The sequence below is a fragment of the Cupriavidus sp. 05T313 genome, assembly GCF_056396665.1.
Map to the genome: position 1 here is coordinate 11,652 of NZ_JBFTLX010000082.1, position 23,752 is coordinate 35,403.

The following is a 23,752-nucleotide window of genomic DNA, read 5'->3' on the forward strand; positions in this document are numbered from 1 at the left end:
AAGCGCGCCGGGCCCGGTCAGTCGACCGTGACGGCGCGTACGGGCGCTCCCAATCTTCCCGATCCGCTCGGCAACGATGTTGTCGGGGAACGTGCCGTCGCGCCCGCGATGGGCGCGGGCAAGGGCAGGGCCGTGCAGGCCGCCGCCGAAAGTGAGCTGAGCGGAGCCCCGGTGGCAGCCGGCCCGGGCGACGCGCTGTTTATCGACGCTGTGCTGGCGCAGTCCTACCGTCACTTCTTCGGGCCGACCTCGCAGCCGGCGGTGCCGCCGCGCCAGCAGGTGATCTCGATCACCAGGCTGATGGAAAAGCTGGCCTACCTCAAGCCGGCCGACCAGGCGCACGTGCGCGAGGCCTTCCAGTTCTCGGACGAGGCCCACCTCGGTCAGTACCGCCAGAGCGGCGAGCCTTACATCACGCATCCGGTAGCGGTGGCGGAACTGTGCGCCGACTGGAAGCTCGATGTGCAATCCATCATGGCGGCGCTGCTGCACGACGTGATGGAAGACCAGGGCATCACCAAGAGCGAGCTGGCGGAAAAATTCGGTCCCAAGGTGTCGGAGCTGGTCGATGGCCTGACCAAGCTGGACAAGCTCGAATTCCAGAGCCGCGAGCAGGCGCAGGCGGAGAGTTTCCGCAAGATGCTGCTGGCGATGGCGCGCGACGTGCGGGTGATCCTGGTCAAGCTGGCCGACCGCACCCACAACATGCGCACGCTCGATTTCGTGCCGCCGGAAAAGCGGCGCCGGATCGCGCTCGAAACGATGGAGATCTACGCGCCGATCGCTCATCGGCTCGGTCTCAACACCACCTACCGCGAACTGCAGGAACTGTCCTTCAAGGTCGGCTCGCCGTTCCGCTACGCCACGCTGGAAAAAGCGGTCAAGGCCGCCCGGGGCAACCGGCGCGAGGTGGTCAGGCGCATCCTCGAGACCGCGCAGAAGGCGCTGGGGGATGCCGGCATCGTGGCCGAGCTGTCGGGGCGTGAGAAGACGCTSTACAGCATCTAYCGCAAGATGCACGACAAGCAGCTGTCGTTCTCGCAGGTGCTCGACGTATACGGGTTCCGCGTCGTGGTGGAAACCCAGATGCACTGCTATATGGCGATGGGYGCGCTGCACGGGCTGTACAAGCCCATGCCCGGCAAGTTCAAGGACTACATCGCCATTCCGAAGATCAACGGCTACCAGTCCTTGCACACCACGCTGGTGGGCCCGTTCGGCACGCCGGTGGAATTCCAGATCCGCACCCGCGACATGCACCAGATCGCGGAAGCCGGCGTGGCCGCGCACTGGATGTACAAGCACCAGGCCGACCAGGCCAACGATATCCAGCAGCAGGCCCACCAGTGGCTGCAGTCGCTGCTCGATATCCAGAGCCAGACCGGCGATTCGCAGGAATTCCTYGAACACGTCAAGATCGACCTGTTCCCGGATGCGGTCTACGTGTTCACGCCCAAGGGGCATATCCGCGCGCTGCCGCGCGGCGCCACCGCACTCGATTTCGCATATGCCGTGCACAGCGATCTCGGCAACCAGTGCGTGGCGGTCAAGATCAACAACGAGCTGCTGCCGCTGCGCACCGAGCTCAAGAGCGGCGACATCGTCGAGGTGGTGACGGCGCCGTACTCCAAGCCGAATCCGGCCTGGCTGGCCTTTGTGCGCACCGGCAAGGCGCGCGCGGCCATCCGCCACTATCTCAAGACCACGCGGCTCGACGAAGCCATCCAGCTTGGCGAGCGCCTGCTGGAGCAGTCGGCGCGCCAGCTCGGGATCGAGCTGAAGGCACTGCCGCAGTCGGTGTGGGATCGCATGGTGCAGTGGACCGGCAACAAGCACAAGGAAGACATCTTCGCCGACCTGGCACTGGGGCGGCGCGTGCCCGCCGTGGTGGCCAAGCGCATGGAGATCCTGCTGCAAGAGTTGTCCGGCGACGTCGACAGCGCGCTGCTGGCGGCCGTGCAGACCTTCGCCGGCGAAGAAGCGCCAGCGGTGCCGATCACCGGCGACGAAGGCATGTCGATCATCTTCTCGGCATGCTGCCGTCCGATTCCCGGCGATTCCATCGTCGGCTACCTGGGCAAGGGCGAGGGTTTGCAGATCCACGTGCAGGACTGCAAGGTGGCCAAGCGCCTGCACAGCAAGGATCCTGAGCACTGGATCGACGTGATGTGGGCGCGCAAGACCACGCGCGCCTTCGATGTGTCGATTAAGGTGATGGTGCGCAACGTCAAGGGTATCGTCGCCCGCGTCGCGGCCGACCTGACCTCGGCCGACGCTAACGTCGCGCACGTGTCGATGGAGCAGCAGGAGGGTGGCCAGCAGGAGGCCACCTACATGCAGTTCATCATCCAGGTGCAGAACCGCCTGCACCTCGCCAATGTGATGCGGGCGCTCAGGCGCAACCCCGACGTCATCCGCATCTTCCGCGACCGCAACGACGGCTGACCGTCGGCCGGCGTGTCCGGCTCAGTGCTCTCCCGTTTGCGCGGCGGTGCTCTGCTCCGCCTGCTTTTCGGGATAGCGAACCTCCAGGATATCGATCTGCTCGACCCCGGCCGGCGTGCGCAGCGGCACGGTATCGCCTTCGCGCGCCTTGAGCAGCGCGCGTGCGATCGGCGAAATCCAGCTCACATGGTTGCTGTCCAGGTCGACCTCGTCGGTGCCGACGATCGTGACAGTGGTTTCCTCGCCAGTCTGGCTGGCGTAGGTGACGGTGGCGCCGAAAAAGATCTGGTCGTTGTCGCCCTGCAGGGAAGGGTCCACCACCTCGGCTTTTTCCAGGCGCTTGGTCAGGAAGCGGATGCGTCGATCGATCTCGCGCAGGCGCTTCTTGCCGTAGTGATAGTCGCCGTTCTCGGAGCGGTCGCCGTTGGACGCCGCCCACGAAACGATCTGGACCACCTCCGGGCGTGCCACGTCGATCAGATGCATCAGTTCATCGCGCAAGCGTTGGTAGCCTTGGGCGGAGATATAGTTCTTGGTGCCAGGCGGCAGCGGGGTGGCGCCTTCGGGAAGGTCGTCATCCTCGTCGCCGGAAGACTCTTTGACAAATGCCTTGTTCATGGTTGGAATCACATCTGCGGGGCTGTCATTATAGGAAGGCGCGCGCGGTCAGAAGAAAAAGCAAAAAAATGTGCGTAGGGGGTTCACAAACGCTGAAAGTTCGCTATAATCTCTTTTCTCGAGTGCGGCTGTAGCTCAGTTGGATAGAGTACTTGGCTACGAACCAAGGGGTCGTGGGTTCGAATCCTGCCAGCCGCACCACCGATTAAAAGGGCTTCCAGAAATGGAAGCCCTTTTTCATTTCCGGATCCCGTTCATTCTACGGCGTTCTGCCCGTGCCCACGACGTGTGCGCATGACKGGCGTGCGAGCGATTGAGATTCTTCTCATCGTGTACGGCTCTTCCCGCCGCTAGTCTTTGTTCCGGCGCGCATCACATGCGCTTCTGTAGCCGGATCGCTCTGGTGCTGGTTGTTCCCGATCTGCCATGCCGAGCGATCGCACTCTCCCTTGGGGAATCCTGCGATGCGACCTCTGCCATGGTTTGTCTCCGCTGTGCTGCTCGCCCTGCTGGCCGATGCGGCGCGCCGCCGGCGCTTACCGCCGGTATCGTTGCCGCCTGATGCGCGCGGCAAGCTGGACTTGCGCGGCGGCACTTGCGCCGTGGTGCTCGATGGTAGCGCGATGCCCACCTCCGGTGGCCGCGAGCGCTGCCTGCTGGTGAGTCTTTTGCATGACGAGCGCTTCACCCTGAATGCCCGCACACTGGCTACCGGCGCCGATGCGCGCACGCAGGCGGACTTGCTGGCGAACGCCTGGCATATCCATACGGCCGGCGAAGCGCGAGGCACGCTGGCGTGGTTGCTGGAGGAGGGGCATCGCGCACTGTACCCTCAGGTTTGCCGGATCCTGTTTGCGGTGCCGCGTGCGGCCCGCGAGCGCGAGATCGTGCTGCTCGATGAATTGTTTGATCCGGTGCGCCTCGCGCTCTGCGTTGACAACCTCGAGCGCGCCATGCCGGACCTCAGGGCGAGCCGCGTGGTTGGTTCGCGGGTCGATCTCGCGCGTGGCGTGCTGGCCTGGGACATGAGCCGCGCGATCCATGTCGCGCGGGCGGCCTACGATTGCGGCATGCAGACCGAGGCGCAGGCCTGGGCGGTGATCGAGCGCGCGGCGTCCCAGGTCTTCGCGCAGCTTGAGTCCTGGGAGGAGGTTGCGGTGAGCTATCTGCTGGGCCGCGCGATGTGGGGCGGACCCGGCGCCGGCCTCTTGCGGCAGTTGTCGTTCGCTCGTCTTTGTCTTGAGGACTCGGCCAGTCCCTGGCGCGCTGCGCCTTATCGTGCTGCGGCCTGTGGCGCGTAGGCGCATGCCGTCTTGCGAGCCGCGTGCCGGCGGGCTAGGCTGGTTCAGGTGTGCGCATGACTCCTCGAGTCGTGCTTGCCGTGGACAACCCAGGAGATCTCATGAGCAACGCGGACTGGCGGGTGGAGGCTTATCGGGGCATGGACGTCTATGTCCTGGTTTCATCGCCGCGGGCGGGTGGCGTCGCGGCGCTGGGCGAAGTTGCTCAGTGGGGATACGAAGTCCGGGTCTGCCAGGAGGGTGCGGACCCGTCCGACGCCGGCGATACGGAGCGCTTGTCGAGCGGTGCCGCGCATTTTGCTACCCGGCACGCTGCCGAAGTGGCGGCCTTTGGCGCGGCCTACCAACTCGTCGACAAACTGGTGGGGCCCAGGGGGGATTAGCCGCCCGTCCGTTTGTCGCGGGCTTGCTGCAGGCGGAAATACGGCTCGCGGCGCTCCGTCGGGGGTTGGGGGAGTGCGTACAGCACATGCTGCCTGCCGCCCTTCGGGATGCCCTCGGGTAGCTATTGCGAAATGCGCAACATCGCATATCATGCCGTGATATGCATTCTTTATTCGTCTTTGATCGCGATCACGGCGACGATTGTCCTCCCGGCCTATCCTGGTGCTGAAGCGCGCAGCCTGTCAGGCGCGCAAGCAGCAAGGGGGTACATCATGTTGGAGTTCAATGGCTACAAGATCGTTTACGAGGTCCTGTCCCTGCCCAGGGGTAAATGGGCAATCGTTGTCGAGGTCATTCGCAAGAAGGATGGCGAGATCATTGAGAAGCGCCACAACCCGTTTCCGCACCAGTCCTTCGATACCAAGCTCGAAGCGCTGGACCAGGTCAACCGGTACCTGAAGAGCACGCTGGAGTCCGAGGATGAGGAGCCGCGTGCGGCGCGGCGCGCCTGATGGGAGCGCATGGACCTGCGATCCGGGATGCGGTGTGCCTGCGCTGCGGCGCAGGCCATCCAACGCGGAGAGGGAGGGCTAGAGTGCCTGGAAGCGGTTTTTTCACGATGACGTCACAAAGCGATTGCAATGCGCGGCGCGATCCACCATAATCCGGCCTCTCGGACGCGGGGTGGAGCAGTTGGCAGCTCGTCGGGCTCATAACCCGAAGGTCGCAGGTTCAAGTCCTGCCCCCGCAACCAAAGATCTTTTCCGGTCTTGCCTCTCGGCCGTCCTGGCCAAGCTCTGTAAATTCCTACGATCGAAATCCGCATTGCCCGGGGCTGTTTGCGCCGAACCGCGCTGGTCGCACCATCGCACTGCAGACGCAGTTCGCTAATGCGCTCTCAATGCCGCCCACGACCACCTCCGCTCCGGCCGCTGCCGCGTTGCCCGGAGGTTCCCCAGCCGCCATGTCCTCCCCAACTGCCATGGGCACCCCAGCCGCCGTGGTAATAGGGTCGTCCCATGCCGGAACGATAGGGATAGCCATACGGATAGCCGCCGTAGTATCGCCAGCCTCCGCGGTAGACCGGGCCTCGATAGCCGTAGCCGCCGTAGCCGTAATAGAAGGAGGCGCCGTAGGACCCGCTATAGAGCGGCAGCGGATAGCCGTAGTTGTAGCCGTATCCATAGCCGTACGCGCCAGCCGGATAGACCACGCCGCCATCATAGAACCCATAGGGATCGTAAGGGTTGTAGGAAGCGTAGCCGGCGTCATAGGGGTAGCCCACGCATGCGCCAACCGACAGCAGTGAGACTGTGAACAGCAGCCGAAGCATGGCGCGGGGCATGATGCGTTGAGTCCGGCAATGGATCGCATCCGGCGGTTGCCGGACGATACCAATTAGAGATCGCGATCCGCCGGGAGGTTCATTACCCCGCGAGCGCGCACGCGGGCCGCCGCCCGCTTGAATCTCAGGCTGGCGTCCGGGCCAGTTCGGCGGCGCGTGCAAAGGTGTCGCGCACCTGCGGCTGACCCTCGCGGGCCGCGGACTCGGCGCGCGCGGTCAGCCGCTCGATCAGCACACTCAGGTTATTGCCCGCGGGCGTGGCCTTGCTGGCGCCGCACTGGTCGACGGCCTCGCGCACGATCTGGCTGAGTTCCTGGCCGACATCGGCACCATCGAAGGCACTGATCGACAGGGCGGAAATCTGCTCAAGGTAAAGATTGACCAACGCTTCGTCATGTAYCGGTTCGGGCATTTCCGTCTCCTGGGCAGAGTGGCTGGGTGCATTTCATTGTAGTGGGCGGCATGCGCGGCGGCTGTCGGCACGCGGCTGACAGTACCGGTTTCCTGCACGCCGGTTGACTTGCGTCAGGTCAAGTCATCGGCAAATGGTAATGATTCCTATTTGTGTGGCGAGTCGCTTTCTCTTACAATCGGCGCTCCCCGGAGCGCCATCAGGCTGCTGGCTCAACTGGCCTGCAGGTGCCGCCCGCTAACCGTCTCGCCGAGGTAATCGAAATCATGATGCTGCAAATCCCCGATGTGCTGACACAGGCTCAGGTAGCCCAATGCCGCGCGTGGATGGACGCGGCGGAATGGACCGACGGCAACGCCACTTCCGGCCATCAATCGGCGCTGGCGAAGCGCAACCTGCAGTTGCCGGAAGGCTCGCCCGTGGCGCGCCAGGTCGGCGACCTGATCCAGGATGCGCTGGGGGCCAACCCGCTGTTCATTTCGGCCGCGCTGCCGCTCAAGGTCTACCCGCCCTTGTTCAATCGCTACGAGGGTGGGCATGCATTCGATAATCACATCGACAACGCCATCCGCCACCTGCGCGGCACCAGCTTCCGCATTCGCAGCGACCTGTCGGCCACGCTGTTCCTGACGGCGCCGGAGGATTACGACGGCGGTGAACTGGTGGTGGAGGACACCTACGGCCAACAGCGCGTAAAGCTGCCGGCGGGACATATGGTGCTGTATCCCGCCACCAGCCTGCATCACGTCAGCCCGGTCACGCGCGGCGCGCGCGTGTCGTCATTTTTCTGGATTCAGAGTATGGTGCGCGACGAAGGCCAGCGTTCGGTCCTGTTTGATCTCGATACGCAGATCCAGCGGGTAGGCCAGGCGCTTGGACAAAAAGAGCCGGCCGTGGTGGGGCTTACCGGTGTCTATCACAACCTGCTGCGGCGCTGGGCCGACGCCTGAGGGCGGCGCAGCGATCCGCTGCGAGGCGGGATCAGGCGGTTGCCGCAATGGCGGCTGGCAGTGAGGGGAACGGGAGGGAGATGGGGGAAGCGAGGCGTCATGAACCGCTGGGGCCGGCGCCTCTCGTCACCGGCCTCGATCGGCCGGCGCGTGATGGTGTAACGAGGGTGCAGCGCCTCTAATGACGATCGCGATCCCAGTGTTGCCGGGGCAAGGGAACGGCGACGCGTCGTCGCGCGGGTTTGAGCGCGCGCTGCATGGGCCAGAAAACGTACGTGGTATGCGGGTCCATCGGCTTGCCAAAATAGGACACCCACACCTGCACGCCCTGTTCGGTTTCGGCAACGATTGCGGCCACTGCGCGGGCCGCGACTGCGGGAGACTTGAGCAAGGTGGCCAGCGCTTCCACGCCTTGGACCACGTGGTGCTTGACACCACCGAACCATGCGTACTGACGCATGGCCGACAACAAACGCTTGGTCATGAACGCTACTGTTTAGTTAGTGATGGGAATGAGACCGGAGCTTACACGCTTTGTTCAGTCTTAAATGATGCGTCCTATCTATCGATTACCCTGAGTCATCGGATCTGGCAACCCGGATCTGGCAAGCGCGCGCGGCGTATCGTATCTGTTGTTGTTCGCTTGAGGTCGATCGTCCGCCGCATTGACAACGCGATGGACGAGGGTTAGCGTCATCGTCAGGAACATCCGATCCGGTGGGAGCTTGCCGATGACCGAAGACATGCTCATGCAACTGATGGTCGAAGTCGAGAAGGAGGACCCGATCGACTATGCCGACCTGCCCTTCGACGATGCGACGTTGCGCGCGTTGGTGTGCCATCTGGTAGCGCAGCGTTCCAGCGCGATGGAATCGGCGGGCATGCCGGTGGATGCGCTGCTGGCCACCATGTGGGCCTCCACCGCCAAGCTGGTGCTGGAGAATATGGTGCTCAACGCGCGGCTGCTGACGCTGCAGGGCTTGCCGGATGACGCCAATGCGCTGATCGAGCGCATCGCCCGGCAATCGCGCGGCACGCCTTGAACCGGACCGGCCGGTTTCCCCATCCGTCTCATGTGACGAATTGGTGTGTGGTGCATCAATCTCATTGAGCGCGGCGCCCGCCATTTCGATAAACTACGGGTTTTCGCCCCCCGACACCGTCCTGTTGCCGCGTATGCAACTGCGCGGTGCTGTTGACATGGAATGGAGGATTTCGGGTGATCAAGTGGATAATCGTCGCGACGTACCTGKGAGCGATCCTGTACGTGCATTTTCGCGGCAAGGTGAGGCTGCGCATCTGGCGCCAGTTGCTGGATCATTCGGCACTGGTGGCGCCGGTCAACTGCTTCATGTATGTTTTTTYGGGCGTGCCGCGCACGCCCTACATCCCCGTCGAGCGCTTTCCGGAACTCGAGAAGATCCGTGCCGCGTGGCCGGAGATCCGCGATGAGGGCCTGGCCCTGGCCGCCATGCGCAAGATCAAGGCCGCCGACAAGAACGATGACGCGGGTTTCAACTCGTTTTTCAAATACGGCTGGAAGCGTTTCTACCTGAAGTGGTATGAAGCCCGCCATCCTTCGGCCGAGGTTCTGTGCCCGCGCACTGTCGAGCTGCTGCGTGGCCTGCCGAGCGTGAAGGCGGCGATGTTTGCCGAACTGCCCCCCGGCGGCAAGCTGAACCCGCACCGCGATCCGTTCGCGGGTTCGCTGCGTTACCACCTGGGTCTGGCCACGCCTAACGACGACCGCTGCTTTATCGAGGTCGATGGCGAGCGCCATAGCTGGCGCGACGGGGAAGGCGTGGTGTTCGACGAGACCTACCTGCACTGGGCGGAGAACAAGAGCGACAGCAACCGGCTGATCCTGTTCTGCGATATCGAGCGTCCGATGCGCTTCGGCTGGGCCGGCAAGGTCAACCGCTGGCTGGGCCGCAAGGTCATGACCGCGGCGAGTTCGCCCAACGAGGAATCCGACCAGACCGGCGTGATCAATCGCCTGTTCCGTGTTGTCTGGCTGGGCGGGCAGTATCGCCGCCGCTTCAAGGCATGGAGCCGGCCGGCGTACTACGTGGTGAAGTTCGGCCTGATCGCCGCGGGCGTGGCATTGATCGTGTACCTGTAACGCGAGCTTCAAACGCAGCGCGGTCCCTGGCGGACCGCGGCGCGCAAAAACAGAAAGGGCCGGCTGATGCCGGCCCTTTCTGTTTGCGGTGCGCTATCGGCGGCGGCGTTCGCGCTCGTCGTCGAGCGCTTCGTAATGGGCGCGCTTGGCCTGGTACATGCGCGAGTCGGCCAGCTTGACGGTGTCGCTCAGGCGATCGCCGGCACTGCAGCTTGCCGTGCCGATCGACAGGCTGAGCGCGGTGCCCGGATAGAACTGGTTGTTGAGCTCGACCACCTGATGGATCTGCTCGACCACCGTGGCCGCGCCGCGTTCGTCGCGCGCCGGCAGCAAAATCATGAATTCATCGCCTCCCACCCGGGCCACGCAAGCCTGCTCGCCAACGGCCTTCTTCAGCGCCTCGCCGGTACGGCGCAGCAAGGCATCTCCGTCGCCGTGGCCGAGCTGGTCGTTGACCTGCTTCAGCCCGTTGAGGTCCACCGCGATCACGCTGACCGGCCACGGGCCCTTGCGGCCCAGGCGCGCGAGTTCGTCTTCGTAGTACGCGCGGTTGTAGAGCTTGGTCAGCACGTCGTGCTTGCCCAGGAACTCAACATAGGCCTCGGCCTTCTTGCGCGCGGTGATATCGGTCAGGGAGACCAGCACCTGGTTCCAGTCCGCCTCGTGGCCGGGAAAGACCGACCACTGCATGAACACATCCACCGGCCGGCCATCCAGCGCGTAGTTGACCACCTCGCGCTGCTGCCAGAGCTTTTCGTTCCAGAGGTCGATCAGCTGCTCGGCGAACTGGATGCGCATATTGTCGCGGAACACATCGCCCAGGCGTGACAGCAGTTCCCGCTTGGACGACGCGCTGAACATCAGCAGGGTTTGCTGGTTGACGTCGAGTACGCGGATCTCCTGCATGCAGCGCGAAATAAAATCCGGGTGCACGTTGAGGAAAGTGCGGAAATCCGTGATGCCCGCGCCGCGCACTTCGTCCAGCAGCAGCTTGACCGCGCTGAAATCCTCGACCCATAGCGAGACCGGCGAATGCTCGAACAAGCCCATCGCGTATTGCTCGCTGCGGCGCAGCTCGTGCTCGGTGGCGACGCGCGCGGTGATGTCCTCGATCGACAGCAGCACGCGTTCCCAGGTCGCCTCGTGGCCGGGCATGACCGTTGCCTCCAGCCGGATGTCCAGCCGCTTGCCTTCCAGCGTGTAGTTGACGGTCTGGCTGGAAAAACGCAACCCGCCGTCCCATAGCTGGGCGAGCTCCTCGACGTGCTGGTCGAACATATCGTCGCGAAAGACGGTATCTAGATTGCTGACGAGATCGGAAAGGTCCGAGGCGCGAAAGAGGTCGAGTGTGCGCTGGTTCACATCCAGCACCCGGATTCGTGCCGAACAACGGGCGACTTCCTGCGGGTGGGTGCGCAGGTAGCTGCGCAGGTCGCTGACGCCCTGCGCGCGCAGGACCTGGAAGTACTCGCGCACCGCGCTGAAGTCTTCAAGCCACAGCGAGACCGGCGCGAGCTGGAACATGGTTTTGTATTCGGCGTCGATACGCGACGTCTCAGTCGTGGCTACCAATCTCTTTTCTCCCTTTCCCGATAAGCGCGCCAGCCGGGCCGGAGCGCAGGCGGCACGGCTGATCGGGCCATCCAGAATCTGCCGGGAAGGCTGCCGCCATGCTCGCTACGGGCGATAGCATATGGCAGCAGAGGAAGAAATGGGTGGTGTGTGGTGTAAAAACACGCCTGGCGGGTTGCCGCAGGCGCTGGCCCGCCGCTCAGGCCTGGCGGGAAAGCTCGGCAATGCGCGCGGGCGCGTGCCCGTGCGGCGATTTTTCTTGCTCGGCAATCAGTTGCAGCGTGGCCGCCTGCAGCAGCGAGCCGGCGGTCAGATGGGCGGCCAGCGTGCGYAGCTCGTCGAGCTTGCCGCCGGCTGCGGTTTGGGCGTAAGTCATGTCGGTGACTGTCTGGACAGGAACATGGCGGATGGTATCGGCAAGCAAGCCATGTTCGCTTTGTCCTTGATCATGCTTCGTGTGTCCGGCGCCGTCCTTGGCGTCATGGCCAGCCTTGGTCTCGCGGATGTCCGCGCGCGGCGCCAGGCGATGCGCCTGGTCGGCGCGGCGAGCCGTGCAAAGGCGCAAGGCGGAACCCACGGTCTCGACGGCAAGGGGGAGGGAGGGGTGCGGCATCTGGTTCTCCTTGTGAGCGTGGGCTGCCGGTTTCGGCAATGTTCGCAAGGATGCCGGCAGCCCCCGAGGGTGCCTAGGGGGCTGCGATGAACGGCGCGATGGGAGGAGTGAATGGTGGCGCCGGGCGACGGATGCTGCGCTCCAGGCCGCGTTGCCCGGCGCCGGCCGTGGCTGGCGGCCCTCAGCCGCCGCGCCTGGCTCCCGCGCCGCCCTGTGGCCCTGGCTTGTCGGCCACGCGCGCCACCACGCCTGCAAGCGTGCGCAGCGCGCGCTCGATGGCAGGCGAGTACGGCGTGCCGCAATTGAGCCGCAGGAAATGGTCGAAACGGTTGGAGTTGGAGAACATCACGCCGGGGACCACGCGGATGCCGGCCTCCATGGCCTTGTCGAACACCGTCTCGGACGATACCGATCCCGGCAACTCCACCCACAGGTGCAGGCCGCCGTTCGGGTTGGAGGCGCGCGTGCCCGCGGGGAACTCGGCTGCAATCGCTTGCGCCACCTGCCCGCGCTGGCTGCGCAGTTGCTCGCGCAGGCGCCGCAGGTGACGCTCGAAGGCGCCCGACCCCATGTACTCGGCGGCAGCGATCTGCGCCAGCAGTTCGTTGGGCCGCGACTGGCTGTACTTGAGCATCTCCACGCGCGCCTGCCATCTGCCCGCGGCAATCCAGCCCAGCCGCATGCCAGGGGCCAGTATCTTGTGCAACGAGGCGCAATGGATCACGCCGCCGCCGCGGTCCCAGGCCTTGAGCGCGGCCAGTGGCGCGTCGCTGTCCGCCAGCGCGGAGAAGCAGTCGTCCTCGATCAGCGCGATGGCGCGCTGCTCGCACCATGCCACCAGTTGCGCCTTGTTGGCGTCCGGCATGATGCTGCCCAGCGGATTCTGCAGGTTCGGCACCACCACCACGGCGCGGATGTTGTCGTAGGTTTGTGCCGCCAGTTCCAGCGCTTCGAGCGAGATGCCGGTCTGCGGGCTGCTGGGAATCTCCAGCGCCCGCATGCCCAGGCTTTCCAGTATCTGCAGCAGGCCGTAGTAGGTGGGCGACTCCACGGCAATCACGTCGCCCGGGCGCGCCACCGCGCGCAGGGCAAGGTTGAGGGCTTCCGTGCAGCCATGGGTGACCATGATGTCTTCGGGCGCCACGGTGATGCGCGAAAGCAGTGCGTGCCGCGCCAGCACGGCGCGAAAAGCCGGGTGCCCTTCGGCGTCGGCGGCGCTGCCGAACAGATACGGGTGGCGCCGCAGCGCGCGCGCCGCGGCATTGCGCAGGGCCTCCGCCGGGTAGAGTGCCGGCGCGCCGCAGGCGCCGGCGAAGCTCACCTCGACCGGAAGCTGGCGTCCGCGTGCGGTGATGGCGGAAATGCGCTCATGGATGCCGACGTACTGCGCGGGGTCCGGCAGCGTGGCGGCGGGTTCCTCGATCGGTGCCAGCGGCTTGTGGCGGGTATGCCGCACGAAATAGCCCGAGCGCGGCCTGGCTTCGAGCAGGCCATCGCTCTCCATCTGCCGGCAGGCTTGCAGTGCGGTGGACAAACTCACGCCATGCAGCTCCATCAGGGTGCGCACGGAGGGGATGCGATCTCCCGGCTTCAGTGCGCCGGTTTCGATGGCATGCAGGTAGTGCTGGGCGAGCTGGCGATAGAGCGGGGCGGATTCCATGCGGCATGGTGGCGCGGCGGGAGCCGGCACAACAGATACAGATGTATGGCTTCTGTATCGTAACAGATGGGTTGAGGCGCCTCTGTTATGGTTCACAAGCCGCTGGCGTGTGCCTGTTTTGGTCCGGTACTGCCCGGTAGTCTGGAACCCTGTCAAAGCCAGGGAACAGGCATCATGCAAAGCTATCGTTCAGAACCAATCATCGTCGCTGTCGAGCCGGTGCAGGTTGCCCACGCCACGCCGGCGGCGAGCGTGCCGCAAGCGCAGACGCTCGACCTCGAAACCAGCCGTGTGCTACGGTTCCATGCCCAGGCCGGCACCACGCTTTATGTGCTGGAGGGCGAAGTGGACATGGTCGAGGCGCCGCGCTGGCTGGCCGGCACGGTGTGGCGCCTGCCGCGGCGCCTGCCGGCTGGCAGCGCGGCGGAACTGCCGGCGGGCTGGGTGGAAGTGCTGGCGCGGCGAGCGGCCACGCTGCGGCTTCAGCCACCGCCGGCGCGGGCCTGGTGGGCCCGCTGGCTGGCGAGGTAACGCCGGGAGCGCCATTGGTGGCGCGGCAATGCAGGCAATGCATACATGGAGAGCAACACGATGACCGAACTGGCAATTTCCTACGACGACGTGGTCCAGGCCCACCGCCGCCTGGAGGGCGTGGCGCACCGCACGCCGGTGATGACTTCCACTACCGCCGATGCGGCAAGCGGCGCGCAACTGTTTTTCAAGTGCGAGAATTTCCAGCGCATGGGCGCGTTCAAGTTTCGCGGCGCCTATAACGCCATCGCGCAGTTCACGCCCGAGCAGCGGGCGGGCGGGGTGATCGCGTTTTCCTCGGGCAACCATGCGCAGGCGATCGCCCTGTCGGCGCGCCTGTTCGGCGTGCGCGCGGTGATCGTGATGCCGCGCGATGCGCCCGCGATCAAGATCGCCGCCACCCGCGGCTATGGCGGCGAAGTGGTGCTGTACGACCGCTATACCGAGGATCGCGAAGCCATCGGGCGCCGTCTGGCGCAGGAGCAAGGCCTGACGCTGATCCCGCCTTACGATCATCCGCATGTGATGGCCGGGCAGGGCACGGCCGCCAAGGAACTGTTCGAGCAGGCCGGGCCGCTGGATGTGCTGCTGACCCCGCTGGGCGGCGGCGGCCTGTTGTCGGGCTGCGCCGTGGCCGCGCGCGCGCTCAACCCGGACTGCCTGGTGATCGGCGTGGAGCCCGAGGCTGGCAACGACGGCCAGCGCAGCTTGCGCACCGGCAAGATCGTCCACATCGATACCCCCGCCACGCTCGCCGATGGTGCCCAGACGCAGCATCTCGGCCAGCTCACCTTCCCGGTGCTGCGCAGCCTGGTGGACGATGTGGTGACGGTCAGCGACGCGGAACTGGTCGAGGCCATGGCTTTCTTCGCCAGCCGCATGAAGATGATCGTCGAGCCGACCGGCTGCCTGGCGGCCGCAGCCGTGTTCGCCAAGCGGGTTGCCGTGACCGGCAAGCGCGTGGGCGTGCTGCTGTCCGGCGGCAATGTGGACCTGGCCCGCTTTGCCGCCCTGGTGCAGACGGCACAGCCGGCGCAGGACTGAAGGGGGCTGGCGCGCCGCTCAGTCCTGGCGGTCGTGGGCGCTCAGCATGGCATGCGCCACCAGGTCCAGCGCGGGCCGGGTGTCGCCGTTCTTGTCGGTCCAGACCTTGGGCGTCAGGCTGCCCGACAGCGCCACCGACTCGCCATCCTCCAGCGCCAGCAGCGCGGCGCGCACCTTGTCGGCAAAGGCGATCACGTTGACGATGACGGTATCGCCGTCGTTGACCGCGGCCTTGAGCTTGGCGGTGACGTATAGGCTGCCGCCCTGGCCGGTACGCTCGCTCGCATGGCCGTGGAGCCGGCCGCTGACTAGTGCGTCGATCATTTTTCTTCCTTCCTGGGATTGTCTGGTTGGGCTGCGGGCAACGCGTGCCGGGACACGTTTCCACCTTGCCGGGGTGCGGAAGATCTCACAATTTCGTGGCCTCGTGGCGGAGAATGCGGACCTTGGCCCTAAAAACGATAAAATTGCGGTCCGGCCAGCCCGACGCTCAACCAGAGTGCAGTCAGCGCCCCTTCCAGGGCCGACCCACCGGCCGCAGAATTCCAGGTTCCCATGCTACGTCTAAGTGAAGTCAAACTCCCGCTCGATCATGCCGAGAGCGATCTGAAGGCCGCCGTCCTCGCGCGCCTCGCCGAAATCGGCGTCAAGGCCGACGGCCTGACCGGATTCACCGTGTTCCGACGCGCGCACGATGCCCGCAAGCGCTCCGATATCAAGCTCACCTACATCATCGATATCGAAGTCACGGACGAAGCGGCGGCGATCAAGCGCATGGCCGGCAAGCCGAACTGGAGCGTGACGCCGGACATGGCCTACCGCTTCGTCGCGCAGGCACCGGCGCCGGGCACGGCCTTGCGCCCGGTGGTGATCGGCATGGGGCCGTGCGGATTGCTGGCTGGCCTGATCCTGGCGCAGATGGGCTTCAAGCCSATCATCCTSGAGCGCGGCAAGGAAGTKCGCSAGCGCACCAAGGACACCTKSGGCCTGTGGCGCAARAGCGTGCTCAATCCCGAGTCGAACGTGCAGTTCGGCGAAGGCGGCGCCGGCACCTTCTCCGACGGCAAGCTGTACAGCCAGATCAAGGATCCGAAGCACTACGGCCGCAAGGTGCTCGACGAGTTCGTCAAGGCCGGCGCGCCGGAAGACATCCTCTATCTCGCGCGTCCGCACATCGGTACCTTCCGCCTGGTCAGCATGGTGGAGAAGATGCGCGCCGAGATTTTCTCGCTCGGCGGCGAGATCCGTTTCGAGACCCGGGTCGAGGATATCGACATCGAACGCGGCAAGGTGCGCGGCCTCAAGCTGTCCAATGGCGAGTACCTGGAGGCCGACCACGTCATCCTGGCGGTGGGCCACAGCGCGCGCGACACCTTTGAGATGCTGTCTGAACGCGGCGTGTTCATGGAGGCCAAGCCGTTCTCGCTGGGCTTCCGCATCGAGCATCCGCAGGGCATGATCAACAGCAGCCGCTTTGGCAAGTTCGCCGGCAACAAGCTGCTGGGCGCCGCCGACTACAAGGTGGTGCACCACGCCAGCAACGGCCGCGCGGTCTACAGCTTCTGCATGTGCCCCGGCGGCACGGTGGTGGCCGCGGCTTCGGAGCCGGGCCGCGTGGTCACCAACGGCATGAGCCAGTACGTCCGCGCCGAGCGCAATGCCAATGCCGGCATCGTGGTCGGCATCACGCCGGAAGATTTCCCTGGCGGCCCGATGGCCGGCATTGCCTTCCAGCGCCACTGGGAAGAGCGTGCGTTCGAACTCGGCGGGCGCAACTACAACGCGCCGGCGCAACTGGTTGGCGACTTCATCGCGCGCCGGCCTTCCACCGCGATGGGCTCGGTCGAGCCTTCGTACAAACCAGGCGTTACGCCGACCGATCTCTCGACCGCGCTGCCCGACTACGTGATCGAGGCCATCCGCGAAGCACTACCCGAACTCGACAAGAAAATCGCTGGTTTTGCCATGCACGATGCCGTGCTGACCGGTGTGGAAACGCGCACGTCTTCGCCGCTGCGCATCCGCCGCAAGGATGACTACCAGAGCATGAATGTGGAAGGCCTGTACCCGGCCGGCGAAGGCGCAGGCTATGCGGGCGGCATCTACTCGGCGGCCATCGATGGCATCGAGGTGGCCGAGGCGGTCGCACTGAGCATCGTCAACGGCAACGCGGCCTGAGCGCCTGCCGCGCGGCCTTAATCCGCGGCAGCGGCTTCCAGATAGGCCGCCGCGCCCAGGCCGGCGGCAAGCCCGCTGGCAAAGCAGGCGGTCAGCAGGTAGCCGCCGGTGGGCGCTTCCCAGTCCAGCATCTCGCCGGCGCAGAACACGCCCGGCATGGCACGCAGCATCAGACCGGCGTCCAGCGCCTCGAACTCGACGCCGCCCGCGCTGCTTATCACTTCGTCGATCGGGCGCGCGCGCAGCAGGCGCAAGGGTAGCGCCTTGAGCGCTACCGCCAGCCGGGCGGGATCGGCAAACGCTTCCTTCGACAGGCATTCGCGCAGCAGTCCGGCCTTTACGCCGGTGATGCCCAGCTTGCTTTGCAGATGGCTCGACAGCGAGCGCGCGCCGCGCGGGCGCTGTACCGCGTCGGCTACGCGTTCGGCACTCAGGCCCGGCGCCAGGTCGAGGTGGATCACGGCTTCCCCCGTGGCTTCGAGCAGGTCGCGCATCGGCGCGCTTAGCGCATACACCAGGCTGCCCTCGATGCCACCCGCGGTGATGACGAATTCGCCTTGGCGATAGTGTTCAATGCCATCCCGGTCGCGCAGGCCGATTGCCACCGCTTTCACCGGCTGCCCGGCAAAACGCGTGTGGAAGTGCTCGCTCCACGCTACGTCGAAACCGCAGTTGGCCGGGCGCAGCGGCGCTACCCCGACGCCGCGCGCGGCCAGCAGCGGCACCCAGGCGCCGTCCGATCCCAGTCGCGCCCAACTGCCGCCGCCCATTGCCAGCACCACCGCGCTGGCCTGCACCACGCGCTCGCCTTCCGGCGTGGCGAAGCACAGCTTGCCGGGGAAGTCGCCGCCGGCGTCCGCCCAGCCCAGCCAGCGATGCCGCATATGGAACTGCACGCCGGCTTCACGCAGGCGGTGCAGCCATGCGCGCAGCATCGGCGCGGCCTTCATGTCGGTCGGAAAGACACGGCCCGAGCTGCCGACGAAGGTACCGATGCCCAGGCCGTGCACCCAGTCGCGCAGCGCTTGCGGATCGAAGCCCGCCAGCAGCGGCGCGATCTGCGCGCTGCGGCTGCCGTAGCGCGCCAGGAAAGGCTGCGCGGCTTCGGAATGCGTCAGGTTCATGCCGCCGCGCCCGGCCATCAGGAACTTGCGGCCGACCGATGGCATGGCGTCGTACACGTCCACGCGAAACCCGCGCCCAGCCAGTGCCTCGGCCGCCATCAGGCCCGCGGGTCCGCCGCCGATCACGGCGATGCTGGCGGCTGGGAGGGGGGCGGTGGGTGCAGACATGGTTTGAATCCGGGGGAAAGCGGTCGGTCGCGGAATGCGGCGCAAGGTATGGTGCGGCGGATCGGATTATATAGGGCAGGGCGAGGCAGCTTGCCCGTGCCGGAACGCCTGCGAGGTGCAACTGCTAAGATCGCGCTTTCCCGCGTGCTAATGGTTTCCTGCGTTCCCCCATGCTCTTRCCGTCTCGCCTGTCGTTCCCGCTTCCCGCCGCGCGGGCTGTCGTGCTGGTCTTGCTGAGTCTGCTGGCAGGGGTGACACAGGCCCAGGAAACAGCGCAAGGCCTGCAGGACAAGGCGATGAAGGGCGACTTCCTGGCCCAGCGCAACCTGTCCTACTGCCTGCAGTCGGGTTGCCTCGGTCTGGAGCGCGACCGCGTCAAGGCCTGCATGTGGCGCAAGGTCATCCTGCTGTCGGGCGATCGCCATGTCACCGACCTGGATAGCGCCAATCTGGAGTACGTCTGCGGCAAGCTCAGCGCGGCCGAGCGCGATGCGGCCATGCGGCAGGCCGAGACGCTGGCGCGCCAGATCTACGCGCCGCGCCGCTAGGCGGCACCGCCTCGTAGCGGCGGTGCGGGCAGCGGGCGCTAAAATAACGGTTTAGCGCCGTCCGTCATCGCCATGTCTTTCGCTTCGCCATCCGGCCAGTCCGTCGTGCACGCCACCCAGCAATGGCTGGAGCGCGCCGTGATCGGCCTCAACCTGTGTCCCTTCGCCAAGGCCGTGCACGTGAAGCGGCAGATCCGCTATGCGGTGTGCGAGGCCACCGATACCGAGGGCGTGCTGGCCGATCTCGAAACCGAGATGCGCACGCTCGCCGATGCCGATCCCGCCGAGATCGACACCACCTTGCTGATCGTGCCGCATGCGCTGGCCGATTTCCTCGAGTACAACGATTTCCTCTACTTCGCCGAGCGCCTGCTCAAGAGCCTGCGGCTGGCGGGCATCCTGCAGATCGCCAGCTTTCATCCGGACTATGTGTTCGGCGGCAGCGAGCCGGACGACATCGAGAACTACACCAACCGCGCGCCTTACCCCATCCTGCACCTGCTGCGCGAGGACAGCATCGCGCGGGCCGTGGAGGCGTTTCCCGATGCGGCGGAAATCTACGAGCGCAACGAGCAGACCATGCGCCGGCTCGGCCACGAGGGCTGGCGCAAGCTGATGGCCGAAGACGGCGGGAAATAAAAAACGCGCCGTCGCGGCGGCGCGTTGATCAGCCCCGGCAGCGCCGGGGCCATGACGCAAGGCAGCATCAGCCGGCAGCGGCCGGCTCTTGCGTATAAAAGCGTTCTTCCATCTCCTCCAGTCCCAGCGTGCGCAGCACTTCATGCAGCCGCTCGGCCGGGCGCCGGCGCGGCAGGTCCTTGTACTGCGCGATGATCAGCTCGTTCTTCATGGAGTGCTCCCAGCCCACCAGCTCGGTCACGCTGACCTGGTAGCCGTGCGCCTCCAGTTGCAGGCAGCGCAGCACATTGGTGACCTGGCTGCCGAACTCGCGCGTATGCAGCGGATGGCGCCAGATCTCGGTGAGCGGATTGCCGGCCAGCAGCTTTGCCTTGTTCCTGCGCAGCACGCCGGCCACTTCGGCCTGGCAGCAAGGCACCACCACGATGTATTTGGCGCGCTTCTCCAGCGCGAAGCGGATCGCATCGTCCGTGGCCGTATTGCAGGCGTGCAGGGCGGTGACGATGTCGATGGTGGGCGGCAGTTGCGGCGAGGTGATCGAATCGGCCACCGACAGGTTCAGGAACGACATGCCCTTGAAGCCCAGCCGGCTGGCAAGCTCCTGCGAACTGCGCACCAGTTCCTCGCGCGTCTCGATGCCGTAGATGTGCGACTGGTCGAGCTGCTCCTTGAAGAACAGGTCGTACAGGATAAAGCCCAGGTAGGACTTGCCGGCGCCGTGGTCGACCAGCGTCACGTCGGGGTGATCCTGTTTGAGATCCTGCAGCAGCGGCTCGATGAACTGGAACAGGTGATAGACCTGCTTGAGCTTGCGGCGGCTGTCCTGGTTCATCTTGCCGTCGCGCGTGAGGATATGCAGCGCCTTGAGCAGCTCGATGGACTGGCCGGGACGGATTTCGTTGGGGCTGGACGCCGGTGCGGCGGGCGTCTTGGACGCCGGGGACTTCTGGGCCATCTGGGATGTTTCGAACCTGGGAAAAGCGGTGAGGCGTGCGCCAAAGCCGGACGACGCTGCGCCGGCACAGCGAGAGTTTACCGAAAGTCGCGCCAGGCCGGGCGAGTGATGGAAGCGGCGCATGCCGGTCCGGCCGGCAATGGCGCGTCAGTGCAGGCAGTAATCCACCGGCGCGAGCGGCGGCGGCAACTCGGTTTCGCCCAGTGCTTCCTTCATGCCGATCTCGATGGCGCGGCACAGCGCGTCGAGCGGCAGGTCGTTGGGGCTGGTGCCGAACGGCTCTTCCAGTTCATCGCCCAGCGCATCGAGGCCGAAGAAGGTATATGCCACGATCGCCACCACGATGGGCGTGACAAAGCCGATGGTATCGACCAGCCCGAACGGCAGCAGGAAGCAATACAGGTATGCGGTGCGGTGCAGCAGCAGCGTGTATGAGAAGGGGATGGGCGTGTTGCGGATGCGATCGCATGCCACCGCCGTGGCCACCATGTGCGACAAAGTGTCGTCGATGCCGGCGGCAAGGCAAGGATCGACACGGCCTTGCCGCACGCAAAGGCCCAGATCCTCGCCCATGCCCATCATCAGCGCGGCTGGGGCGTTGGTGCTGCGCTGCAGTGCAGCAAGCTCCGCGGGCCGCAGCCAGGATCGCTCCAGCCCGGTATCCGCACTGCTGCCGCGCAGGCGGTTGCGCAGCGCGTAGGCATAAGCCATGGCGCGCGAGATCATGCGAACCCGCACATCGTCCAGCCCGGCCGGGGCAGCGGCGGCGCTACCCGGCGCCTCGGCAATCAGGCCGAGGCATTGCCGAGCCAGGTTCTGGCTGCGTACCACCAGGTCTCCCCACAGCTTGCGGCCTTCCCAGAAACGGTCGTAGGCGGCGGTATTGCGAAAGCCCAGGAAGATGGCCAGCGGCAAGCCGATCAGCGTGAAGGGAATGGCCGTGAGGGTGATCTTGTGCTGGAAAAACGCACCGTGGCTGAGCGTGACGCCTACCGCCACCACCAAGTTCACCAGCAGCGCGCGCCAGATGCGGGGCAGGACCGAGCCTCGCAGGACCAGGAACAGCTTCAGTCCCGAGGGGCGTTCTCGCACGATCATCAGTGATCCTCTTTGCTACGGTGTGGCATTCCGTCGATGGACGGAAGTGTACATTTTCCGCCGCTGGCGGTGGAGCGTCCGCCGGCCAAGTCACCCGGCTCAAGTTTTCCGCGAAACGGCCGTTGGTGTTGTGTGCGCCAGAAAGGACATAGACCCTTCGGCGCGCAAATGACACCCGGCCCAGGGGCCTGCCCGGCAGGCCCGAGCATCCGGTGGCCGAGCCAACCCAGGCGTGCCGCCAGGTACGCAGCGCCAGCCATCGGCAGCATGCCGCCTCGCCATATAACCAGCGCCGGATATGCGGCGCAGGGGCGCGGCGATACCCGGGCCGGGACCGCGGGCGGCGCGGAAGACGGGGCCGCGCCGCCCGGACACGATCCATCAAGGGAAGAACTGAATGGAAAACCGGGGACAAGACACAGTAGCCGGCGTAGCCGCAGGCTTGCAGGTCAGCCTGGATGAAGGCACGCGACAGTTGCGCGCAATATTCGCCGTTGCACCGGGCCGGCTGCCGCCGGACCGCGCGGGGCTGGAAGCGGTACTGGCCGGTGGCGGCTGGGCCGAGGCCAGGATGGACACGGCCGCGATCGGCGCCTTTCTCGCGCAATGCCAGCGTGCCACGGAGGGCATGCCGGTAGAAGCGTTGATCGGCCAGTTGACGGACGGCTACTTCGAACTCAGCGTCAGCAGCGACAACCTGAGCGTACGGCTTAACCTGCTGCCGCCGCAGGGCGGCCGCGCGGTCACGCGGGACGACATCCGCACCGCGCTGGCCGAGCGCGGCGTCGTTGCGGAGCCGGACCGGGAGGTGCTGCGCGGCGCGGTCGAAGCGGGCCTGTGCGACGGACTGGAAATCGCCACGGGACGCGCCGCGCTGCCCGGCACGCCGGCTCGCTTCGAGAGCCTGCTGGCGCCGCGCAAGCCGCTGGTGGCAGAGGATGAAAGCGGCCGCATCGATCTGCGCGACCTCGGATCTTTAATGCTGGTCAACCCAGGCACGCCGCTGATGCGGCGTATCCCGGCTCGTCAGGGCACCGATGGCGTCGATGTCTTCGGCAAGACCGTGGCAGCCGTACCCGCCGCCGATCCGCCGTTCGCGGAAGGCCTGACCGGGGTGGCCCCCGATCCTGCGGATCCGGAGGTCCTGCTGGCGGCTATTTCCGGCTCGCCGGTGTTGTCGGCGCAAGGCGCCAGCGTGAGCCCGGTGGTCGATGTCGAGGCGGTGGACATGCACTCAGGCAATGTCACGTTCGACGGCACCCTGCGTGTCAACGGCGACATCAAGACCGGCATGACCGTGCGCGTGACCGGCGACGTGATCGTCAGCGGCACCATCGAGGCCGCCCATGTGGAGGCGGGCGGCAACGTGGTGGTGAAAGGCGGCATCATCGGCAAGGCCGAAGGCACTCACCAGAGTGCCGACAACGCCGCCACCGAGGCGCGGGTACGCTGCAAGGGCTCGTTGCATGCGCGCTTTATCGAWAGCGCGGTGGTGGAGGCCGGCACCGAGGTCAAGGTGGAAAGCGGCATTCGCCAAAGCGATGTCGCGGCCGGGACCAGCATCGTCGCCGGCAGCCCCAAGGGCGGCCAGGGCAATATCACCGGGGGACGCTGCCGGGCGCAACTGGCCGTGCGTACCGCCATCCTCGGTGGCGCCGCAGGCGCGGCCACCATCGTGCAGGTCGGAACCAACCCCTATGCCGAAGCCGAGAAGGCCGAGGCCGAGGCCCAGCGCCAGAAGCTGGAAGCCGAGCAGGGCAAGGTGCAGCAACTGATCAGCTTCTTCGCCAAGCATCCCGAGAAAGCCGTCGGCGACCTGCGCGAGAAGGCGCGCGCCACCCTGTTCAAGCTCACCCGCGACTCGATCGAACTCGACGCCAGGCTGGCCAAACTGGCCGAAAAGCTGCGCCCGTCTCCCGAAGCCGTGATCGAAGTAAGCCGGCGTATCCATGGTGGGGTCAGCCTGCACATCGGGCAGAAGTCGATGAAGATCATGGAGGACAAGCCGGGCGGCCAGATCCGGCTGGTGGAGGATCGCATTCCAC

At 65.8% G+C, this 23,752-nt stretch carries 24 protein-coding genes and 2 tRNA genes; 15 read left to right on the plus strand and 11 right to left on the minus strand.

Annotated features, from left to right (window positions below):
• The first annotated feature begins 27 nt into the window (after positions 1-27).
• A complete protein-coding gene (locus tag AC1DKD_RS18885; RefSeq protein ID WP_441632135.1) occupies positions 28-2,445 on the plus strand; it encodes a RelA/SpoT family protein in 2,418 nt (805 codons plus the stop codon).
• Positions 2,446-2,466: 21 nt separating this feature from the next.
• Here the strand turns inward: AC1DKD_RS18885 and greB are convergent, their stop codons facing one another.
• Positions 2,467-3,063: a transcription elongation factor GreB gene (greB, locus tag AC1DKD_RS18890; protein ID WP_045238628.1), complete on the minus strand. Its 597-nt coding sequence runs from the start codon at positions 3,061-3,063 to the stop codon at positions 2,467-2,469.
• Positions 3,064-3,187: 124 nt separating this feature from the next.
• Between greB and AC1DKD_RS18895 the strand changes: the two genes are divergently transcribed.
• The 5 genes from AC1DKD_RS18895 to AC1DKD_RS18915 all read left to right on the plus strand — a co-directional run bounded on the left by AC1DKD_RS18895 (position 3,188) and on the right by AC1DKD_RS18915 (position 5,502).
• Positions 3,188-3,264, plus strand: a tRNA-Arg gene (locus AC1DKD_RS18895).
• 263 nt (positions 3,265-3,527) lie between these two features.
• Positions 3,528-4,364 carry a DUF1266 domain-containing protein gene (locus AC1DKD_RS18900; protein WP_441632093.1) on the plus strand — a complete coding sequence of 279 codons (837 nt, stop codon included), beginning with the start codon at positions 3,528-3,530 and terminating at the stop codon, positions 4,362-4,364.
• A gap of 101 nt (positions 4,365-4,465) precedes the next feature.
• On the plus strand, positions 4,466-4,747 hold the full coding sequence (locus AC1DKD_RS18905; protein WP_441632091.1) for a hypothetical protein: 282 nt from the start codon (positions 4,466-4,468) through the stop codon (positions 4,745-4,747).
• A 273-nt stretch (positions 4,748-5,020) separates the two neighbouring features.
• The gene (locus AC1DKD_RS18910; RefSeq protein WP_477102441.1) at positions 5,021-5,260 is read left to right on the plus strand and encodes a hypothetical protein; all 240 of its coding nucleotides are present in this window, start codon (positions 5,021-5,023) and stop codon (positions 5,258-5,260) included.
• A 166-nt stretch (positions 5,261-5,426) separates the two neighbouring features.
• Positions 5,427-5,502 (plus strand) — tRNA-Met (locus tag AC1DKD_RS18915).
• A 144-nt stretch (positions 5,503-5,646) separates the two neighbouring features.
• Here the strand turns inward: AC1DKD_RS18915 and AC1DKD_RS18920 are convergent.
• Both AC1DKD_RS18920 and AC1DKD_RS18925 read right to left on the minus strand, forming a co-directional pair.
• Entirely contained in the window at positions 5,647-6,093 is a 447-nt protein-coding gene (locus AC1DKD_RS18920) for a hypothetical protein (protein ID WP_441632087.1), read from the minus strand.
• A 124-nt stretch (positions 6,094-6,217) separates the two neighbouring features.
• Positions 6,218-6,505: a hypothetical protein gene (locus AC1DKD_RS18925; RefSeq protein ID WP_477143563.1), complete on the minus strand. Its 288-nt coding sequence runs from the start codon at positions 6,503-6,505 to the stop codon at positions 6,218-6,220.
• A 266-nt stretch (positions 6,506-6,771) separates the two neighbouring features.
• On the opposite strand from AC1DKD_RS18925, the gene AC1DKD_RS18930 reads away from it, so the two are divergent.
• Positions 6,772-7,455 carry a Fe2+-dependent dioxygenase gene (locus tag AC1DKD_RS18930; protein ID WP_441632085.1) on the plus strand — a complete coding sequence of 228 codons (684 nt, stop codon included), beginning with the start codon at positions 6,772-6,774 and terminating at the stop codon, positions 7,453-7,455.
• Between the two features lie 178 nt (positions 7,456-7,633).
• On the opposite strand, the gene AC1DKD_RS18935 is transcribed toward AC1DKD_RS18930, so the two are convergent.
• Complete coding sequence (locus tag AC1DKD_RS18935) at positions 7,634-7,939, minus strand: hypothetical protein (protein ID WP_035859467.1); 306 nt, start codon at positions 7,937-7,939, stop codon at positions 7,634-7,636.
• A 247-nt stretch (positions 7,940-8,186) separates the two neighbouring features.
• Between AC1DKD_RS18935 and AC1DKD_RS18940 the strand changes: the two genes are divergently transcribed.
• The gene (locus AC1DKD_RS18940; protein WP_035859468.1) at positions 8,187-8,498 is read left to right on the plus strand and encodes a hypothetical protein; all 312 of its coding nucleotides are present in this window, start codon (positions 8,187-8,189) and stop codon (positions 8,496-8,498) included.
• 176 nt (positions 8,499-8,674) lie between these two features.
• Entirely contained in the window at positions 8,675-9,577 is a 903-nt protein-coding gene (lpxO, locus tag AC1DKD_RS18945) for a lipid A hydroxylase LpxO (RefSeq protein ID WP_477143564.1), read from the plus strand.
• Between the two features lie 93 nt (positions 9,578-9,670).
• Here lpxO and AC1DKD_RS18950 read toward each other — a convergent pair whose 3' ends face one another.
• From AC1DKD_RS18950 to AC1DKD_RS18960, 3 genes are all read right to left on the minus strand, one after another.
• Positions 9,671-11,101: a sensor domain-containing diguanylate cyclase gene (locus AC1DKD_RS18950; protein ID WP_441632133.1), complete on the minus strand. Its 1,431-nt coding sequence runs from the start codon at positions 11,099-11,101 to the stop codon at positions 9,671-9,673.
• Between the two features lie 247 nt (positions 11,102-11,348).
• Positions 11,349-11,762, minus strand: a complete 414-nt coding sequence (locus AC1DKD_RS18955; protein ID WP_441632081.1) for a hypothetical protein — start codon at positions 11,760-11,762, stop codon at positions 11,349-11,351.
• A gap of 181 nt (positions 11,763-11,943) precedes the next feature.
• The gene (locus AC1DKD_RS18960; protein ID WP_441632079.1) at positions 11,944-13,422 is read right to left on the minus strand and encodes an aminotransferase-like domain-containing protein; all 1,479 of its coding nucleotides are present in this window, start codon (positions 13,420-13,422) and stop codon (positions 11,944-11,946) included.
• 174 nt (positions 13,423-13,596) lie between these two features.
• On the opposite strand from AC1DKD_RS18960, the gene AC1DKD_RS18965 reads away from it, so the two are divergent.
• The gene (locus AC1DKD_RS18965; protein WP_441632077.1) at positions 13,597-13,953 is read left to right on the plus strand and encodes a hypothetical protein; all 357 of its coding nucleotides are present in this window, start codon (positions 13,597-13,599) and stop codon (positions 13,951-13,953) included.
• 60 nt (positions 13,954-14,013) lie between these two features.
• Positions 14,014-14,997: a threo-3-hydroxy-L-aspartate ammonia-lyase gene (locus AC1DKD_RS18970; protein ID WP_441632075.1), complete on the plus strand. Its 984-nt coding sequence runs from the start codon at positions 14,014-14,016 to the stop codon at positions 14,995-14,997.
• 18 nt (positions 14,998-15,015) lie between these two features.
• Here AC1DKD_RS18970 and AC1DKD_RS18975 read toward each other — a convergent pair whose 3' ends face one another.
• Positions 15,016-15,321, minus strand: coding sequence for a single-stranded DNA-binding protein (locus AC1DKD_RS18975; RefSeq protein WP_045238616.1), 306 nt, complete (start codon positions 15,319-15,321; stop codon positions 15,016-15,018).
• A 231-nt stretch (positions 15,322-15,552) separates the two neighbouring features.
• Here AC1DKD_RS18975 and AC1DKD_RS18980 point away from each other — a divergent pair, with 231 nt between their 5' ends.
• On the plus strand, positions 15,553-17,175 hold the full coding sequence (locus AC1DKD_RS18980; protein ID WP_477143565.1) for an NAD(P)/FAD-dependent oxidoreductase: 1,623 nt from the start codon (positions 15,553-15,555) through the stop codon (positions 17,173-17,175).
• A 17-nt stretch (positions 17,176-17,192) separates the two neighbouring features.
• Here AC1DKD_RS18980 and AC1DKD_RS18985 read toward each other — a convergent pair whose 3' ends face one another.
• Positions 17,193-18,467 (minus strand): TIGR03862 family flavoprotein, encoded by a 1,275-nt coding sequence (locus tag AC1DKD_RS18985; protein WP_477111640.1) that lies wholly within the window; start codon positions 18,465-18,467, stop codon positions 17,193-17,195.
• 170 nt (positions 18,468-18,637) lie between these two features.
• Between AC1DKD_RS18985 and AC1DKD_RS18990 the strand changes: the two genes are divergently transcribed.
• Positions 18,638-19,015 (plus strand): hypothetical protein, encoded by a 378-nt coding sequence (locus AC1DKD_RS18990; protein WP_441628172.1) that lies wholly within the window; start codon positions 18,638-18,640, stop codon positions 19,013-19,015.
• A gap of 72 nt (positions 19,016-19,087) precedes the next feature.
• Positions 19,088-19,654, plus strand: a complete 567-nt coding sequence (locus AC1DKD_RS18995) for a DUF1415 domain-containing protein (protein ID WP_035859476.1) — start codon at positions 19,088-19,090, stop codon at positions 19,652-19,654.
• A gap of 67 nt (positions 19,655-19,721) precedes the next feature.
• Here AC1DKD_RS18995 and AC1DKD_RS19000 read toward each other — a convergent pair whose 3' ends face one another.
• Together AC1DKD_RS19000 and AC1DKD_RS19005 are read right to left on the minus strand one after the other, a co-directional pair.
• The gene (locus AC1DKD_RS19000) at positions 19,722-20,609 is read right to left on the minus strand and encodes a class I SAM-dependent methyltransferase (protein ID WP_477102436.1); all 888 of its coding nucleotides are present in this window, start codon (positions 20,607-20,609) and stop codon (positions 19,722-19,724) included.
• A 147-nt stretch (positions 20,610-20,756) separates the two neighbouring features.
• The gene (locus AC1DKD_RS19005) at positions 20,757-21,707 is read right to left on the minus strand and encodes a bestrophin family protein (protein ID WP_441628168.1); all 951 of its coding nucleotides are present in this window, start codon (positions 21,705-21,707) and stop codon (positions 20,757-20,759) included.
• 397 nt (positions 21,708-22,104) lie between these two features.
• On the opposite strand from AC1DKD_RS19005, the gene AC1DKD_RS19010 reads away from it, so the two are divergent.
• On the plus strand, positions 22,105-23,752 hold a 1,648-nt coding region (locus tag AC1DKD_RS19010; protein WP_477143566.1), incomplete at its 3' end, for a DUF342 domain-containing protein.